Genomic DNA, 17,628 nt, shown 5'->3' on the forward strand with positions numbered 1-17,628 from the left:
CTCATTTCTGGATTTCTCATCGGAAATCTTGTCAAAATACCGAAGCTTGGATTCCAAAAAGCGTTTCTGCAATTCCGGAAGATTGATTTCCAAAAGCTTTCCCTCCAGAAGATGTAAAACCTTATGACATTCCTTAAACTTATCAATTTCCAAAAAGAAATCCGCCAAATCGCACACATCCTCAATCATATGCGTACGAAGAGCCGTCATTACCGCCCGATCCACAAAACGTCGAATCAAAAGATCCCGCTCCGATATTTTATCCTCGTAATGGGCAAGACGAATAGAAAAGCTTAAAATGTCGATGCCGGACAGCAGCTCTCCCGTATAGGGGGAATTCTTTGCCAGGGTTAGAACGGAATCCAGGCAGGCTCTTGCCGCCTGTACATCCCGGCTTCTGCTTAAATAGATATTTCCCAGGAAGATGTAAATGCTCATCATATTGGAAACATACCCGCCATCTACGGTAGTCCCACTAATGTCATACAAGGCTTCCTCAGCATAGTAGCGGCCATGATCATAGTCATTTAGGCTAAAGTAAAGTCTTGCAATATTGGATTTCACAATACCGCTGAGGCTGTTATCCGCTTCTTCCATCTGCTCATAATACTTTAAGGCCGTCATATAATAATCTAGTGCCAGAGCGAAGTTTCCACGCAAAAACTCCGTAATGCCCAAGAGATTATGAGAACGGGTCAAAAGAGAAAAATCCTGTACTTCCTGCTGAGATTTAATGGCTTTGGAAAGATAAAGCTGCATTTGATCCACATCAAAATGAAAGCTATAGTATGCATCAGCCAACTGATAGTACACATAGCCCTTTAAAGATTCATCATCTAATTTTTCCGCCATTCCAAGAAGGTATCCTAAGCTGTGAAAAATCCCCTCATCAAATAAGGTATATTGTTTTTCTATTAGTAGGGATAGATCTTGTATTTCCTTTTCATATCCGCTAAAATCCATAAACTTTTCCTTTTGAACGCGTTGCTTCAGCGTAAACCGTAGCAACCGTTTAAACGAGATATCGCACGCTTTGCGAGCGATACTCGTTATGAATAATAATCCGAACTATTATAACAAAAAACCCTCCTTAGCAAAAGAGGGTTTTTCTAAAATAATTATTATCGCTTTGAATCTCTCTTCTAATGAGGATCCTCCGCATCAATCGCTCCGTTAAAATTCGCCGGAGCAAGAGCTGAAGTTTCCGGCGCTGCGGTTGCGGGATTTCTTTCCGCCGTTGTCTGGGCAGTAGTAGCGCTTGTGCTTTCCTTCGTAGACTTCGTGCTTTCCTTAGTGGTTTTTGTACTCTCCTTGGTAGAGCTTGTGTTGCTTTTCTTCGTGGAAGAACTGCTTTCACTACTACTCTTCTTGCTTTTTGTACTCTCCGTACTGCTTTTCGCCTTAGTCTCTGCGGACTTTGTAGCTGAAGTACCGGCGGATTGGGTACTTGCCGAGCTTTGTACCACGGAAACGCTGCTTTCCGTACTTGCAGCCTGTGTTTCCGTTGCCACAGGCGGGAAATGCTTATACTGTATACCGTTTCCTCCGGCAACATCCTGACCGCGGAAACGAATCATCTCCGAAACGGTAACCAGCTGATATCCTCTGGCTGTCAATTCCGGAATAATCGCCTTGCAGGCCTCAGCCGTAGACAGGTATAGGGCATGCATCAACACAATATCCCCATCCTTTACCTGACTCAATACAATCTGCTTGGTTTTTTCCGCGTCCCGAGAACGCCAGTCCTCCGTATCAATAGACCAGAAAATCAGAGGTTTGCTTACAGCTGTTTTCACGTCTGCCGTGTAATTTCCGCCGGGAAGACGTACCAATGCGGGAGCAACGCCGGAGGCATTTTGAACCGCCTGATCCGTCTTATCGAACTCATTCCGGATATAGTCCACACCTTTTTTACTTAAATGAATATCATGATCATAAGAGTGATTGCCCACCTCATGGCCACGCTCCACAGTGTTCTTGATATCCTCCGGGAACTTTTCCACTCGCTGTCCCACAACAAAGAAGGTAGATCTTCCATTTACCTTCTCCAGTTCATCCATCAAAATGCTGTCCACCTGAACATCCGGTCCGTCATCGAAGGTCAAAGCCACCATGGGTTTGGTGGGATCGATGTATCTTCCTCCGGATAACACAAGACCGTTGTCTTCACTGGCACTTTCCACGGTTTCCGAAGCACTTTCCTGCCCTTCTCCGCTTTCTTCCGAAAGATCCTCTGCAATGGAGCTTTCCGCTACCGTCTCAATAGCCCCTTTTTGCTCCGTTCTGCTCTTCTCAATAAAATGTACAATTCCGGCAAAGGCCTTGAAGACCAGGAACATAAACACCAAGGCTACACAAGCAAAAAGTATCCGGACATTTCTCACTGCCTCTCTTCTCTTCTTGATTCTTGCCTTTCTTCTTCTATATTCCCGTCTCTCCTCTTCCGTCAAGCTTCGAGGAATCCTATTACCGCTGCTGCTCCTTCTCTTTGCACCGCTGCTTAGCTTGCTCTGTCGTTCCGCTCTATATTTATCGCTTCGATTCCGAAATTTTCTCTCTCCGCTGTCTATATTTCTCTTGTCCGCCATGATTAACCCTTCTTTTTCAATTCTGCCATTTCCTCCTTACTATACCACAGTTTTTTCCAAAAAAAAGGAAGAGTTTTTTAAGACTTGTTAATCCGAAGCATTTTTATTAGAATACTAGCCGAGAAGAAAAAGGAGTACAGCATGGATAAAAAAGGAATCGCGGAAGTTAAAAAGTGTTTCAAAAAGGAAGATTGTCGTATTGACCGTATGGTCAGTTGCTTTGTAAATGAAGAGGGAGAAGTTATTTCTCGTTTCTCCGACTCCTTCTATGCCTTGGAGGATAAGGAATTATTTAAATATTGCGAGCTTTTTAAGCAATCTCTCTCCGGTAAGCTTGGAAGAAACCTCTATACCCTGGCCTTCCCATTGGAGGAAGAAAATGAAGGGGGCAAACAGCAGGAGCTCTATCAGCTTTTACAATCCGAGCTGAAAGAGGAAGCTCTTTATGATGCTTTTTTTGAGAAAGTTCGAAAGGACTATCCCATTCCCGGAAAGCATCTTCTGCTTCTGGCCCATGGGGTTTATGACGTACCTAAAAAGACCACTGACGGTTTGGTCCTGGAGGATGCTTCCGAAAATGTTTATTCCTTCCTCCTTTTTGCCCTTTGTCCGGTAAGTCTTCTGAAGGAAGGTCTTTGCTTTGATCAGCAGAGTGATTCCTTTATCAGCCGTTCCGAAGACTTCGTCGTTCAAAAGCCGGAGATTTCCTTCCTCTATCCCGCCTTTCATGATCGAGGCTGTGATATCCACGAGCTATTGTATCGCTGCAAAAAAAGAGAGGATAGTCTGGACAGCCTTCCGGAAACCCTCTTCGGCACTCCCCTTCCCATGGGAGAAAAGCAGCAAAAAAATTGTTTTTCCAAGCTGGTAGAAGAGATTTTGCAGGAGGACTGCACCTTTGAAAACGTTCGGCTTCTTCAAGAAGAGCTTGCCGAATTACAGAATAAGGAAAATGAAGAGGAGCGGGAACAAAGCCTTCCAAAGAACCAGGTAAAGGCACTTTTGGAGAAGGCCGGAGCCACAGAAGAACAGTTGCTGAACTTCTCATCCCTGTATGATGAAGAACTGGGAGAAAAAAACGAGAGTCTGTTTCTGGAAAACCTGGCAGATTCCACCCTTCGTTTGGATTCGGACAATGTGCATTTAAGGATTAAAAATGAAGTTTCCGCAATTTTGGAAAGTAGAATCATTGACGGAAAAGAATATCTCTTGCTACCTATTTCCGACAATCTGGAATGCAACGGCATTTCCATACGAAGACGACTTGCGGAAAAAGAAGAGCAATAAAAGAAAAAGCGAAAAGATAAACGAGATATCCCACGCTTTGCGAGCGATACTCGTTATGAATAAAGAGAAGGAGAAGGCTTCAGCTGAATTTCTCCTTCCGGATGGGGGACAAAGTTGAGACTGGATAAATATCTTTCAGACATGGGGGTAGAAAGCCGTTCCGTATTAAAACGAGAAATTCGCAAGGGGCTGGTTCGCATTGACGGTGAGATTGTGAAGGATCCAAGCATGGAGGTTCAGCCCGGAGATTCCGAGATTGTGTATAAAGACGAACCTATTCATTATGAAGAGTTCTCCTATTACATGATGAATAAACCTGTGGGGGTGCTTTCCTCCACCGAGGATAGAAAACAAAAAACCGTCCTGGATCTCTTTTCCGATATACACAGAAAAGACCTCTTTCCCGTAGGGCGCTTGGATAAGGACAGCGAGGGCCTTCTTTTGATTATGAATGACGGTGCCTTAGCCCATAAACTGCTTTCTCCGAAAATGCATATTGAAAAAAAATATTTGGTGGAAATCCCCGGCAAAATCTCCGAAGAGGAATTGGATCGCTTAAGACAAGGCATCCAATACGATACGGATTTAATTGCCATGCCTGCAAAAGCCCGTTGCCTATCTTCCACTGACGAAGGGAGCCGCGTGGAAGTCATTATTATGGAAGGAAAATTCCATCAAATCAAAAAAATGTTTCTGGCCCTGTCTCCGGATTATGTGGTTACAAAGCTCCAAAGACTTTCCATGGGACCACTGCATTTAGATCCCGCACTTGCCCCCGGGGAATACCGTAAGCTTCAGGAGGAAGAAGTACAGGCACTGAAGAACTGTTTTTAGGCCAATGATATAGAAGCCTTTTTAAGCTTATGATATAGAAAGGTTTTTAAGCATATTCGAAAAAAACCGCTTTCAAAGTCCATCACTCATTCAATCTGTAGAGCACCAGAATATCTCCCACTGCAATGGTAGTGTTCCCATTAGGAATCACGATTTCCTTACCTCTTTCAATCAAAAGCACTCTGGCCATCTCATCTCTTGGGATTTCTGCAATGGTTTTATTGGCATAAACACTGTCCCTGTCTACCTCCAGCTCAACGATATCCAAGTCCGAGGCCATGGTAGACTTGGCAGAACCGATAACCACCCGGTCTCCCACCTGTATCTTCGTATCTCCCCTTGGTAATTCTTTTTCTCCATTTCTTTCCACCAAAATGATAGGGGTGTCCGGCGGCGTAATTATATCCTTAATCAACTGCCCCGCCCAATGATGCCCTTCAGGAATGATAAACTCAATAAACTGCACCGGCTTTTGCTCCGTATAGTCCGTAAAGGTCTTCATAACGTCGCTTTGGTCATCAATCATATCCAAGCGTCCTGCCATTTTCGGTAAAAAGCTCCCCTGAAAGAGAATCGATAGAATCACGATAAAAAATACCAGATGGAACAAAAAGTCTCCGCTTCCCAAGCTTTCCACCGCTAAAATTGCAAATACAATGGAAGCCGCTCCTCGAAGTCCCGCAAAGGAAATAAGGAAATTTCGATTTTTAGAGGAGGGGAAGAATCTCATAAGCAGGAATACGGAAAGAGGTCTGGCAATAAAGGTCAGGAAAAAGAAAATAATCAAGCCCTGAAACGCCACATGAGGAAGCTCTGAAGGCTGGGATAACAGCCCCAGCAAAAAGAAAATCACTAACTGCATCAGTCCCGTTAAGCCGTCAAAGAAGGACACCATCTCCTTCTTTTCTTTGATTTTTCCATTTCCCAGAATAATCCCGGTAAGATAAACAGAAAGATAACCGTTCCCCCCCAGTACGGAGGAAAGGGAATACGCAGTCACTGCCGAACCCAATACAAAAACAAAATCAAAGCCATCCCCGGAAACATCCACCTTTCGCATTAGATACTGGGTAAGGAGCGCCACCACAAAGCCCACCGATAATCCCCAGAAAACCTGGGCAAAAAGCATACCGAGCATCTGTCCGAAGGATAAGTTTCCCTGAATCATCAGCATGGATATCAGGGTCATCATATAGGACATGGGATCGTTACTTCCGGATTCAAACTCCAGTAAGGAGGCTGTTCTATCCTTTAAATTCAGTTTTCGAGAACGCAGAATGGAAAAGACGGAGGCCGCATCGGTAGAGCCAATTACAGAGCCCAGCAATAGCCCCCAGGAAAAGCTTAAGTTAAACGCTAACATACAGAAAAGCCCTACAACCACCGCCGTTAGTACTACGCCCAAAGTGGATAAGACTACCGCTTCCTTGGAAACATGCTTTGCCTCCTTCCAGCTGGTTCCAAAGCCGCCGGAGAACATAATAAATATCAAACCGAAGCTGCAAATATTTTCAGCCAAAGAATAGTTTTCAAAAGGAATTTTAAAAACACCGTCACTACCGAAGACGATGCCTAAAAAAAGGAAGGCCAAAAGCATGGGAAGGCCCATTCTTACAGAGAGCTTTTTCAAAAACACGCTGAAGAAAATGACGATTCCCCACATCAATAGCATTTGATTCAGATTTCCCTCCATAATCACTCCTCCCCTACTATCTACTCTATTACAGTCTATTTGTTCAAAAGCTATTTATTCACTAAAAAGATACAAAATTGTTGAAATGTTATTTTAACATATTTTTAACAAAGCGCATAGAGCGGAATCCAAAAGAGCGTTATAGGGCAAAAAGAGAAAGCCATTGTAGAGCACAAAAAAAGAAGGGTCTGCAAAAAATCAAATGATTTTTTACAGACCCTTCTTAAATAATTTTATATTATCTCTTCACGGTCTTTCTCTTTTTGCCGTAAACCAGCGCTGTAGCAAAGCCCAGTCCGGTTAAGCTAAAGAGTGCAAAGTACAGAAGCATTGCACTGCTGTCTCCGGTTTTGGTCTGTCCACGATCAGCGCCCAGAACAGCACCCGGCTCAGCATTCTGCTGTGCATTTCTCTCTGCACCAAGTACAGCTCCATCCGCAGTGATTACATCCGGATTTCCTGCAGGTGTACGGTTCGCATTCAATACATCTCCACCTCTTGGATTTGGCTGTGAAGGACTTGGGCTGGGGGAGTTTCCTCCGCCGTTTCCGCCGCCACCATTTCTGCCACCTCCACCATTGGGGGTAGGAGTATCGTCATTTTTCTTATTTACAAATACATTGACATAGCCGGTAGCAGGATTGCTCTGTGTTGTTGCTGTATAGCCGGCAACGCTATCCTCAGTAACGGTATAACGGATTTCTTTACCGTTTGCATCAAGCTTTGGCATATCAAAGCTGTGCTGCCAACCGTTAGCCTTGTTCAAGGTATAAGTAGCTACCTTCTCTCCGTTAGCAAAAAGCTGTACGTTCAAATGGTCGGGGTGTGGACCCTTACCCTGCCAAATCTTGGTCACAGGAATTACCACTCTGGAACCGTTATAGTTGCTGATGGTGAATCCTGTCTTTTCCGATCCGGAAATAGCCGCCTTAAAGCCTGCTACTTCCTCTTCGGAAACCGTATAAACAATTTCCTTTCCATTGGCATCCTGCTTGGGAAGATTGGAGAAGCTTGCCTTCCAGCCGTTGGCTGCTGATAACTCTACTGTAAGATTCTCATCCTTCACACCGTTCTTTAAAACGGATACCACTACCTTTTCAGGCTTATTGGTCGCAAGAGCCGGATCCAATACCCATTCCTTCTTTACAGAAAGATTGGTTTTCTTGGCAAGAATTTCCTTCTTCTTATTCAGCATTTCCACTTCCACGGTAGCACCCTTTGCAATGGAATTCTCAAAATCCTCTTTGCTGATGGTGCGAGGTGTGGAATCCAACTCGTAGCCTTCCGGAGCCTCCACCTCGGTCAATACATAGTCGGCTTTGAAAACATTATCCAACTTCGCAATACCGTTCTCATCGGTCACAATGGTCTTGGTATATTTAGTCTTAGGATTAACTAAAGTAAACTTAGCGCCCTGCAGAGCTTCCCCGTCATCTCCAACTTTCTTAACCTGAAGGCTGAAGGTTTTTCCGTTTAAGAAACCGCCGGCTTCGCTAACTTCAAAATCTCTAATCTGCTCTCTGCTGACAATTCCGTCACCGGTAAGCTTTGCCTGATTTTTATAAATAGTGCCATTTTTAAATGCTTCATTAATCTCAACATAATAGCTGAAGAAGAAGCCGTCATCCGGATTCAGCTTTCCGATAGTATAGGTAAAGCTTCGTCCATCCGCAGAATACTTCGGAGTAAAAAAGTCTTTGGAGGATTCTGCTGTATTATTCTGCTTGTCACGAAGACTCCAGAATGGACCCCGATTCGCATCCGTATCATCCGGAGCACTTACCCAAACACCGTTCTGCCACTGTCCGGAACGCCAGATTCCCGTTCTTAAGATAGGAGCATAAGTGTCAATATCGGACTGCTTAAGATTTGCATCCGTAAAATGATGCTTTACATCAAAATAGCTAAGCGCATCACTTTGCAGGGTATCGGTGAAAACAACATTCTCATAATCCGTAGCCCCCTGTACCTTCTCGATATGTCGAGCATCAAGGGAAACCGTGTAATGAATCAAGTAATGGGTATTTCCGTCCTGGTCTACCAGTTCAACCAGCTTTCTGTCACGACTCTTCCAAAAGCTGACAGGATTTTCCTTACCGATAATCTGGTAGCCCACATTGTAATTAATTACGGTCTTTCCGTTTACCTTAAGTTCCAGTGGAGTTTTGGTATCGGCTTTTACGACTTCCTTGTCGATTTCCGTATTAAAAAATACACTACCGTCCGTACCGCTGTAATGTTCAGCGTCCTTGGTAAACACAATGCGCATTTCCTTGGTCGCCTGATTATACTCTCCCTTAGCCAGAATCTTTCCGTTATCTCCCGGAATATTAAAGCTCAAGTCGGAGGACTTTAATTCTTTGGGAAGCTGAATAGAGATATAGTCTCCCTCCTGAATACTTAAGCCCTGAACTTTGATGGTGGCTTTAAATTGCATACTCTGATAGTTGGCAAAACTGCTACCCTCCTTCAGAGCCTTTCCGTCTACAAACAGTTCTACATCGGATAAAGCATTTTCAATTGCCTTTCCGCTTGTGCTTCCGGTGCCGGCTCCGGAAATTGTGCTGCTGCTTGCTACTGAAGCTTCTGTACCAGTCCCTGTACTTCCGCTTGCCACTACAGTTGTTCCCCCGCTAGTACCGGTTTCGGCATTGGCATAGGAAAATCCCTGCCATACCATTAAAAGAACCAGCAAAAGGGACAAAATCTGTCTCTTAGCTTTCATATTTCTTCTCCTTAAAAAATACTTAATTTTAGCGTCACTCGCTATTCTAGCATATTTTCTTAAAATTTCAAGGTGAAAAAATAAGTTTTTTTAAAGAATTAATACAGCAATTTTAAACGAGATATCGCACGCTTTGCGCACGATACTCGTTATGAATAATTATTTGCACTATGAAAAAACCGCCTAAGAAATCTTAGACGGTTTTTCCTTTATGCTTCCTGCATAGTAATTATGCTTCCTGCCATTTTCATGGGGCGAAAACTGCGTTTTACTTCTCAGTTTTCTTTCTTTTCTTCTCGGCCAATACCCAAGCGAAAAGTCCTACTCCGGTAGTTGCAAATAATGCAAGATACTGAAGGGCTCTGCTGTTGTCGCCGGTAGATGTGGAACGAGATGCATCCAATACGGAACCGTCAGCCTTCTTGTTTCTGCTGGCGTTTAATACGGAACCGTTCTTGCCCTGAGCCTTATCCTGGCTGCCGCCCGGCTCTCTGGAAGCATCCAATACAGATCCGGGAGTATTGGGTTTATTACTTCCTCCACGGTTATTGCTTCTGCTTGGAGTTCCGCCGCCATTTCCGCCACCGTTTCCTCCGCCCTTATTACCCGGAGCGTTAGGATCCTGGCTAACTTTAGTATTGGTAATTACATTGAGATAGCCTGTAGCAGCATCTCCGCTAATCTTGGTGGTATAGCCTGCTACCGCATCCTCTGTAACGGTATATTGAATCTCCTTACCATTCTTGCTTCTCTCCAGATTGGTAAAGGTGTACTGCCAGTTATTGTTGGCGTAAAGATCCTGCTTAGCAATTTCCTTTCCGTCTGCTAAGAGACGAACGGTTACGGATGAGGGATGATCTCCCTTTCCGCTCCATACCTTGGTAACAGGAATGGAAATCTTATTGCTGATGGTATTGGTTAAGGTAAAGCCAAGCTCCTGTGTTCCGGAAATAGCCGGAGCATATCCCTCCACTGCTTTTTCACGAATGGTATAGCTGTAAGCCTTACTGTTTTCGTCATACTTTGGAAGGTCGGAGAAGGAAGTCTTCCAAGCATTTGCCTGGCTTAACTCCTGCGTTACGCCGATAACCTCTCCGTTACGAAGAAGCTCTACAGTTACCTGCTTCGGTCTGCTTTGTGCCTTATCTCCTGCATCTACCCACTTCTTGGTAACATAGAGATTTCTCTTTGCTTCCGCCTTATTGTTTACAACGGTAAGGCTTGCAACCTTAGCCACATCGAACATATCCGCTTTTACACTATAGCTGTCATCGGATAAAATATATCCTGCAGGAGCCTGAATCTCCTTAACGGTATAGTCTCCTCTTAACAAGCCGGAAAGAATAGCTTCTCCGTTTGCATCAGTGGTTAATTTACCCACCTCAGCTCCCTCACTGTTGCTGACACTGAATACCGCACCGGCCAAGGCCTTCTGATCTTCATTAACCTTCTTTAACTTAATCTTAAAGGTGTCACCGGAAGCTTCGCCTCCTGCGCTCTGTACATTAACATTGTATTCCTTCTTCAACGGCTTTCCACCGTTTCCGTCAGAATCCAATTCAACCTCATTGTGATAATTAAAGTTTGTTACAGGCTTTCCGTCAACCTTTGCATAGTAAACAATTTCAAAGCCTTCATTGGCAGTTGTATTTCCAAGATTTAAAGTAAAGGTCTTCTTGCCTACAGCAGCTTTATACTGTGCTTCCAGTGCTGTGCTCTGGGTAGCAGGGCCTGTCTTCTGAGAATTACGAATGTCAAAGTTCTTACCGTTTACTTCATCAGCAACCCAGTTTCCGTTGACATACTGTCCTCTCTGCCAAACGCCCTTACGAATGGATACGGGATGTTCATCACTGCTGTAGTAGGAAAATGCTCCCTCTCCCAAAGTATCCTTTAAAGTAATATTGGTTCTTGCTCCAACATTTACCAAAACGCGGTAACGAATTAAGTATACCTTGTTTCCGGCCGCATCGGTTTCCTCTACGAAATTTTGCCAGGAATCCTTTACCAAATCAAAATCACTATCTTTTGTGATACCGGTATAATTGATGGAACCGGCAATCGCCAAATTGGAAGTGTTGTTAACCTTTATAGAAGTGCTAAGCTGCTTGGCTTCTGTCTCCTTATCGGAGTTAACCTGAAGAGAAAGCCAGAACTTTCCTTTAATATCACTTCTCTGCTCTACATAATTTGTATAAGTCAAGGTAACGGTTCTATTTGCCGCATCAATGCTAGCCTTTGCTACGACCTGATCCCCATCTTTAATATCGAAGTTGTCTGATTTTTGAATTCTTAAAGAATCGGACAACTGGAAGGTGGTCGTATCTCCCGCCTTTGGGCTCTGTCCCTCCGGTACGGTAAAATCCACACTTACACCAAATTGCGCATAGTTGTCGATTCCTTCATTATTATATGCTGCAGAGTTATCCTTATTCACATAAACGGCACTAGCGTTTACGTTGATAGCTTTACCGGTGGTTGCATTAATTGCACTGGCAGCGGCCTGTCTTGCTGCTTCCTGTTTCGCCTGTTCAGCTCGGATATCTTCTTCCGAGGGGCTACCCTGACTGCCGGTTTCCGTACCGCTTGTCACCGTACTTGGGGATGCCGGGAAAGTAAGCTCATCTGCATTTGCAAAGGATACTCCCTGCCAAGCCATAGCCACGGCCATCAAGATCGCTAACAGCTTTCTTTTACGCTTCATGTCTTCTACTCCTTCATAATGATTTAAAAATTAATACTTAAACAATAGCTAATGTATTCTACCACAGCTTTTCAAAAAAACAAGACATCCTTACAAGGCTTGATTCTTGGAATTTTCTGCTGTAAGAGGACGAAAAATGGGAAAACCGTATAAAGAAGATTGGAATTTTCATTCTTAAGTTTTTTCACTTCTTTTTTATCCTTTTATGTTTCTTCCCTTTCCGAAAATGAACATTTTTCTCACATTCTTCTTACTTTAGGAAGAATTTAATTTATACTTTTTTTAGAATTTAGTTTCTATTTCTTCTTTTTTTATTTCAAAAAGAATTACAGCTTTACCTTAACGACAACTTTCCTGCATGACATGGGATTATGTACCGCAACCGCCGGTCTGTGGGCCTCTTCCGGGGAAAGGATGAGGTAATCCCCTGCTTGTAAAAGCATTTGAGAAAATTCCCCCTTCGGCTCTAAAAAGCAGATATCCTTCCCCTCCGGATTCTCTGTAACCTCACAGGAAGAACGGGCTAGCACATCGATTCTTTCCTCTCCTTCCAGGAGATTCTGGATATCAAAGTAAATGTCATGGGCTTCAAAACGCCGGTCTTTCTCTAAAGCCGTTTCAAAGCTTTGCACCATGGCAAAGACCTCCTCTCCCAAAATAGGATAGTTTCCGTCTTCCAGTTGCCCTAAATCTTCTCTTTTTAAAAACTGAAACGCCGCTTGGAAACGTTCATTGGATAAATCGTACTTGTCATGATTTTTTAAATTCTGAAATACCATTTTCTATTTTCCTCCTTAAGGAATTTCTCCCGCCTGTAAAGGCCCGCCAAAAAGATAGCCTTGAATAATATCACATTGATACTCCAGGAGTTTTTCGTACTGCCACTCATCCTCCACACCTTCTACGATAACAACCTTTCCCAAGTCATGAACAATGTCAATCAGGTTCCGAATCACGTCTCCATTGTTCGGCAGGAAATGATCGATTAAGGACTTATCCATTTTCACCGTATTCAAAGGAATATAGGGCAGGTAACTAAAGCTGCTGTAGCCGGTTCCGAAGTCATCCAAATGCAGTTGAATTCCGGCTTCCACCAGACGATTAAAGATTTTCTTGGTCTGCTTACTCTCCTCAAAAAGAATTCCCTCGGTGATTTCCAAAACCACGTATTCATGAGGAATTTCATAACGATCCAGCTGGTAAAAAAGATATTCCACAAAGTCATCATCATAAATCTGATAACTGCTGAAGTTAATGGAGATTGGGCAAAGAGCATGCCCCTCTTCCTTCCACTTGGCCAGCTGTCTTATAACCTGTTCCACCGCAATCTTTCCCAGCTTGGCAATATAGCCATAGCTTTCTGCCACAGGAATAAACTGATCCGGAGAGCAATCCTCATTTCGAATACGCATAAGGGATTCAAAGCCTACTACTTTTCTGGTCTTACAGTCTACCTGGGGCTGATATACCATATAGAAGGAATTCTCCTGAATAGCATTCTCCACAATCTTCAAAATTTGACTGATTTTTTCTTTTTTGTATCGAAGCTCCTCACTATAGAATACCAAACGGTTTTTTCCCTTCCGTTTTGCAAAGCTCATGGCCAGCCCGGCGTACATTACAATCGTCCGGGGACTTTCCCCGCCTATGGAAGAGGCTACTCCTCCCGAAGCATTCATATATACCGTCTCTTCTCCTACGGTAATTGCCCTTCGGAAGATGGAAAGGATTTCCGCCAGCTCCGGTGAATCCTCCTGCAAACATTTTCTGGGGAAAATAATCATAAACTCATCTCCCCCGTAACGGGAAAGAATGACGCCATGATCCTTTTCAAAACGACGAAGCCGGTTTGCTACAGCCACCAGATATAAGTCTCCCGTATCATAGCCTCTGGATTCATTTAACTCTTTTAAATTATCAATGTCCACTAAAACACAGGAGTAATCTTTACTGTCTCCAATATAATCCGTAAGCCTTGCCAATGCGGTTTGACGGTTCAAAAGCTCCGTCAGTAAGTCATAGCTTAATTTATGCTCCAAATCATCCTTTGCCAGCAAGAGGCTCTCATTCTTCTCTTCCAATTCCTGCAGAACCTTCTTACTGTGCAAACGGCTCATGAGGAAGTAAACGGCAATCATGCATACCGCCAGTAACGGAAAGGCGGCGATAAATAAAAAGCGGGCATAGCGCATAATCCATTGCTGAGGCGTATCTTCCAAGACAACGTTCTTAGGAAGCCGTGCTTTGGAAAGATGGTAAGCACTAAGAACTCGATTATCCACCACAAGCTTTCCCGGGCTATCTTCTTCCGCTGAGGTTTTCTCCACATCCTTCTTGCCTGATAACACATCCATCATCAAAAGGCTGGCATCCTTGGCCATTTGTTTTATGTCCGGTGCTCTTCCGGCCAAAAATCCCCTTACATTATCCAACATGCCATAGCTATACACCGGAACATTGGCTCTGGACAAAATCATTTTCCTAGCCTGATTGCCCGGGTAGTAATTGCCGTCCTCATCCAATGTGGTAGAAATATAAAGCACAATACTTTTTTCATCTAATTTTTCAATGGCTTCCAGAAACTCCTCTTTTTTCATCTGAGAAAAATTAAGGCCGGCAAAACGATAGGAGGAAAAGCTTCGTTGCAAGGAGAAAAACTCTTCCTTAGCTTGATTTCCCCAATAGGTATTGTCATAAAGCACCATAATGGTGTCCGCTCCCATTTGCAGGGAAGCAGCCAAGCTTAAAGTATCTTTTAAAAAGGAAGGACTGTAATATCCTGAAATCTTGGGATTTTTAGCCGCATTCTTTGCCAGTTCCTGATTGCTGATGCTGAAGAAAATGATGGGGATATCCGGAAAAAGCTCCTCCTGCTTTTCCAGAACAAAATCCAGAGCCCGATCGTCTCCCACCAAAACCCCGTCATAGGGCTTTTCTCTATTCTCCAAACGGGTTTGTACAAAGGTATAAATCGCCTCGATATCCTTATCATGTCCAAAGTGTTGGAAATCCATGTTGATGGTATCCAGGTGAATATTGGATTGATTAATGATGGATTCCATTCCCTCCAGCTCACTGGCAAAAAGCGGAGAAGAAGTATCATAGGAGCTCAGAAAAAGAATATTCTTTTTCTCCGGGAGCATATAGCTCTCATCGCTCTCCTTCCACTCCTTCCATTCCTTCGGCTTCTGACTAAAAAAATTCTGCCATGCAAAAAAAGTTAAGAACACAAAAAGAAGCAGACAAAGAAAGCTTGCCAAAAGCAAAGCAAAACGAATAATTTTATTTCGTTCCTTATCTCCCATCTGTGCCGCGGTCCTCCTTACAGGCTTATCGTTTCCTTACAAAATTCTTAATCTCATTATTCTAACGTAAAATGATTCCTCTGGCTACGTAAAATCTATAATACTTCCTATTTATTTGATTTTTTAGGAAATCTCCATAAAAAACTTTTTGATTTTCAGCAAATACTATTTATTCTTTCATGCAATTTTTTAGTATATGCCACCAAAAAAAGGAAAGAAATAGGGTTTACCTTAGAGAAAAGGCAAACCCTACTTATTTTACTCAATATTTTCAATATTACAATCCATGGAAAGGAAATTTAGAGGAATCGTATTTATAAAATACAATTTTTAGTGAATTCCTTAAAACTTATTTGTTTTCTATGCTTCTATTCCTCACAGGAAGCTATACATCCATCTCTCTTCCGCTCTATTTTTATTCTTTGTAATAGATTCGCTCATCTCTTTATTCCCAATTCTTTGTAATAGATTCACTCATCTCTTTATTCACAATTCTTTGCAATAGATTCGCTTATCTCTTTATTCCCAGTCCTTTGGAAGCTCTAAAATCGCTCCGCGGTTTCCGCTGGTAACCAGTGCACGGTAACGAACCAGATATCCATCCAGATCCGGTCTCTTCTTCGGCTTCCAAGCTTTTCTTCTCTTCTCCAGCTCCTCATCACTAAGCTTTACATTTAAGCTGTAATTTGGAATATCTATGGAAATAATATCTCCCTCTTCAATCAAAGCAATGGGGCCACCCACAGCTGCCTCAGGAGAAACGTGTCCGATAGCAGCGCCACGGGAAGCGCCGGAGAAACGACCGTCTGTAATCAGAGCCACGGTACTGCCCAAGCCCATACCCACAATGGCAGAGGTCGGATTCAGCATCTCTCTCATTCCGGGTCCACCCTTAGGACCTTCGTAGCGGATGACCACCACATCTCCGGGATTAATCTTTCCTCCCTTGATAGCAGCAATCGCATCTTCTTCGCAGTCAAATACTCTGGCAGGTCCCTCATGCACCATCATTTCCGGAGCCACTGCGGAACGCTTTACCACTCCGGTATCCGGAGCCAGATTTCCCTTCAGCACTGCAATACCTCCAATAGGCATAAAGGGCTTATCAATAGGACGAATAATCTCCTCATCCTTATTTCTGGCATGAGCAATATTTTCCTCCATAGTCTTTCCGGTAACAGTAATGCCGGAAAGATCCAAAAGATTCTTCTTAGACAGCTCCTTCATCACCGCATACACTCCGCCGGCTTCGTTCAAGTCCTCCATATAGGCATAGCCTGCGGGAGCCAAATGACAAAGATTCGGAGTCTTTGCAGAGATTTCATTGGCATTTTCCACCTTTAACTCAATGCCGCATTCATGGGCAATGGCAGGCAGGTGAAGCATAGTATTAGTGGAACATCCCAACGCCATATCTACCGTTAAGGCATTTCGGAATGCCGCCTCTGTCATAATGTTTCTGGGGCGAATATTTTTCTCAATCATATCCATGATGGCATAGCCCGCCATCTTTGCCAAACGAATACGAGCAGAGTAAACCGCAGGAATGGTTCCGTTTCCGGGAAGTCCCATACCGATAACCTCTGTTAAGCAGTTCATGGAGTTTGCGGTATACATACCGGAGCAGGATCCACAGGTAGGGCAAACATTTTCCTCATAGAGCTTCAGTTCCTCCATGCCGATCTTTCCTGCCTCATACTCTCCCACTGCCTCAAACATAGAAGAAAGAGAACGCTTCTCTCCCCTTACTTTTCCTGCAAGCATAGGGCCGCCGGATACGAAAACAGTAGGAATATTCACTCTGGCTGCTGCCATCAATAGGCCGGGAACATTCTTATCACAGTTGGGAATCATCACCAAACCGTCAAACTGGTGAGCTCTGGCCATACATTCCGTGGAATCCGCAATCAAGTCTCTGGTTACCAGGGAATACTTCATACCGGTATGACCCATGGCAATACCGTCACAAACCGCAATAGCCGGGAACTCCACCGGCATACCGCCGGCTTCCGCAATACCCATCTTTACCGCTTCCGCAATTTTATCCAGATTAATATGTCCCGGTACGATTTCGTTATAAGAACAAACCACACCAATCATTGGCTTCTTCATCTCTTCCTTAGTATAACCCAAGGCATTAAATAAACTTCTATGAGGTGCAGACTGTACCCCTTCTCTCACATGCTCACTATTCATAGACTCTCCTTACTACAGTTCTTCTACATCTACAAGTTTATACCACATGAATTTTTAAGCTTATTCCCTTAACCATGGTATATTCTTTCGTTGCACAACTATTCAAAGCACTTTCACCGGACAAACAGTTTTTTGTCCAAACATGCTTTTTCCATAAAAACCTTTTCATTATACCTTATTCACAGCTTTGAACTGATATTTTTTTTGAGTTTTCCATGAATTTTTTCTAAATATTTTAATGTAAAAATAGCATAAAAATCTAGTTATCCGCATAAAAACTGGACTTATCACACTTT

10 protein-coding genes are annotated in these 17,628 nt (G+C 43.4%); 2 read left to right on the forward strand and 8 right to left on the reverse strand.

Annotated elements, in window-relative coordinates:
• Together RYL27_RS06600 and RYL27_RS06605 are read right to left on the reverse strand one after the other, a co-directional pair.
• On the reverse strand, nt 1-963 hold a 963-nt coding region (locus tag RYL27_RS06600; protein ID WP_314966057.1), incomplete at its 3' end, for a tetratricopeptide repeat protein.
• A gap of 179 nt (nt 964-1,142) precedes the next feature.
• Entirely contained in the window at nt 1,143-2,588 is a 1,446-nt protein-coding gene (locus RYL27_RS06605; protein WP_314668426.1) for a polysaccharide deacetylase family protein, read from the reverse strand.
• 141 nt (nt 2,589-2,729) lie between these two features.
• Between RYL27_RS06605 and RYL27_RS06610 the strand changes: the two genes are divergently transcribed.
• Nucleotides 2,730-3,875: a DUF4317 domain-containing protein gene (locus RYL27_RS06610; RefSeq protein WP_314966059.1), complete on the forward strand. Its 1,146-nt coding sequence runs from the start codon at nt 2,730-2,732 to the stop codon at nt 3,873-3,875.
• 114 nt (nt 3,876-3,989) lie between these two features.
• On the forward strand, nt 3,990-4,709 hold the full coding sequence (locus RYL27_RS06615; RefSeq protein WP_314966061.1) for a pseudouridine synthase: 720 nt from the start codon (nt 3,990-3,992) through the stop codon (nt 4,707-4,709).
• A gap of 82 nt (nt 4,710-4,791) precedes the next feature.
• On the opposite strand, the gene RYL27_RS06620 is transcribed toward RYL27_RS06615, so the two are convergent.
• The 6 genes from RYL27_RS06620 to ilvD all read right to left on the reverse strand — a co-directional run bounded on the left by RYL27_RS06620 (nt 4,792) and on the right by ilvD (nt 17,332).
• The gene (locus RYL27_RS06620; RefSeq protein ID WP_314966063.1) at nt 4,792-6,402 is read right to left on the reverse strand and encodes a potassium/proton antiporter; all 1,611 of its coding nucleotides are present in this window, start codon (nt 6,400-6,402) and stop codon (nt 4,792-4,794) included.
• Between the two features lie 238 nt (nt 6,403-6,640).
• Complete coding sequence (locus RYL27_RS06625; protein ID WP_308579843.1) at nt 6,641-9,127, reverse strand: Cna B-type domain-containing protein; 2,487 nt, start codon at nt 9,125-9,127, stop codon at nt 6,641-6,643.
• Between the two features lie 268 nt (nt 9,128-9,395).
• Nucleotides 9,396-11,831 carry a Cna B-type domain-containing protein gene (locus tag RYL27_RS06630; protein ID WP_314966066.1) on the reverse strand — a complete coding sequence of 812 codons (2,436 nt, stop codon included), beginning with the start codon at nt 11,829-11,831 and terminating at the stop codon, nt 9,396-9,398.
• Between the two features lie 326 nt (nt 11,832-12,157).
• Nucleotides 12,158-12,610: a YhcH/YjgK/YiaL family protein gene (locus RYL27_RS06635; protein ID WP_314966069.1), complete on the reverse strand. Its 453-nt coding sequence runs from the start codon at nt 12,608-12,610 to the stop codon at nt 12,158-12,160.
• Between the two features lie 15 nt (nt 12,611-12,625).
• Nucleotides 12,626-15,136 (reverse strand): bifunctional diguanylate cyclase/phosphodiesterase, encoded by a 2,511-nt coding sequence (locus tag RYL27_RS06640; protein ID WP_314966071.1) that lies wholly within the window; start codon nt 15,134-15,136, stop codon nt 12,626-12,628.
• A gap of 519 nt (nt 15,137-15,655) precedes the next feature.
• Nucleotides 15,656-17,332 carry a dihydroxy-acid dehydratase gene (ilvD, locus tag RYL27_RS06645; protein ID WP_314966073.1) on the reverse strand — a complete coding sequence of 559 codons (1,677 nt, stop codon included), beginning with the start codon at nt 17,330-17,332 and terminating at the stop codon, nt 15,656-15,658.
• Between the last annotated feature and the right edge of the window lie 296 nt (nt 17,333-17,628).

The organism is Oribacterium sinus (genome assembly GCF_963537195.1).
Taxonomy (GTDB): domain Bacteria; phylum Bacillota; class Clostridia; order Lachnospirales; family Lachnospiraceae; genus Oribacterium; species Oribacterium sinus_A.

Excerpts from the sequence above, each read along its gene's own strand:
- RYL27_RS06640 (WP_314966071.1), bottom strand. The coding sequence starts at position 15,136 with ATGGGAGATAAGGAACGAAATAAAATTATTCGTTTTGCTTTGCTTTTG.
- ilvD (WP_314966073.1), bottom strand. The coding sequence starts at position 17,332 with ATGAATAGTGAGCATGTGAGAGAAGGGGTACAGTCTGCACCTCATAGA.
- RYL27_RS06620 (WP_314966063.1), bottom strand. The coding sequence starts at position 6,402 with ATGGAGGGAAATCTGAATCAAATGCTATTGATGTGGGGAATCGTCATT.
- RYL27_RS06610 (WP_314966059.1), top strand. The coding sequence starts at position 2,730 with ATGGATAAAAAAGGAATCGCGGAAGTTAAAAAGTGTTTCAAAAAGGAA.
- RYL27_RS06605 (WP_314668426.1), bottom strand. The coding sequence starts at position 2,588 with ATGGCGGACAAGAGAAATATAGACAGCGGAGAGAGAAAATTTCGGAAT.
- RYL27_RS06630 (WP_314966066.1), bottom strand. The coding sequence starts at position 11,831 with ATGAAGCGTAAAAGAAAGCTGTTAGCGATCTTGATGGCCGTGGCTATG.
- RYL27_RS06635 (WP_314966069.1), bottom strand. The coding sequence starts at position 12,610 with ATGGTATTTCAGAATTTAAAAAATCATGACAAGTACGATTTATCCAAT.
- RYL27_RS06625 (WP_308579843.1), bottom strand. The coding sequence starts at position 9,127 with ATGAAAGCTAAGAGACAGATTTTGTCCCTTTTGCTGGTTCTTTTAATG.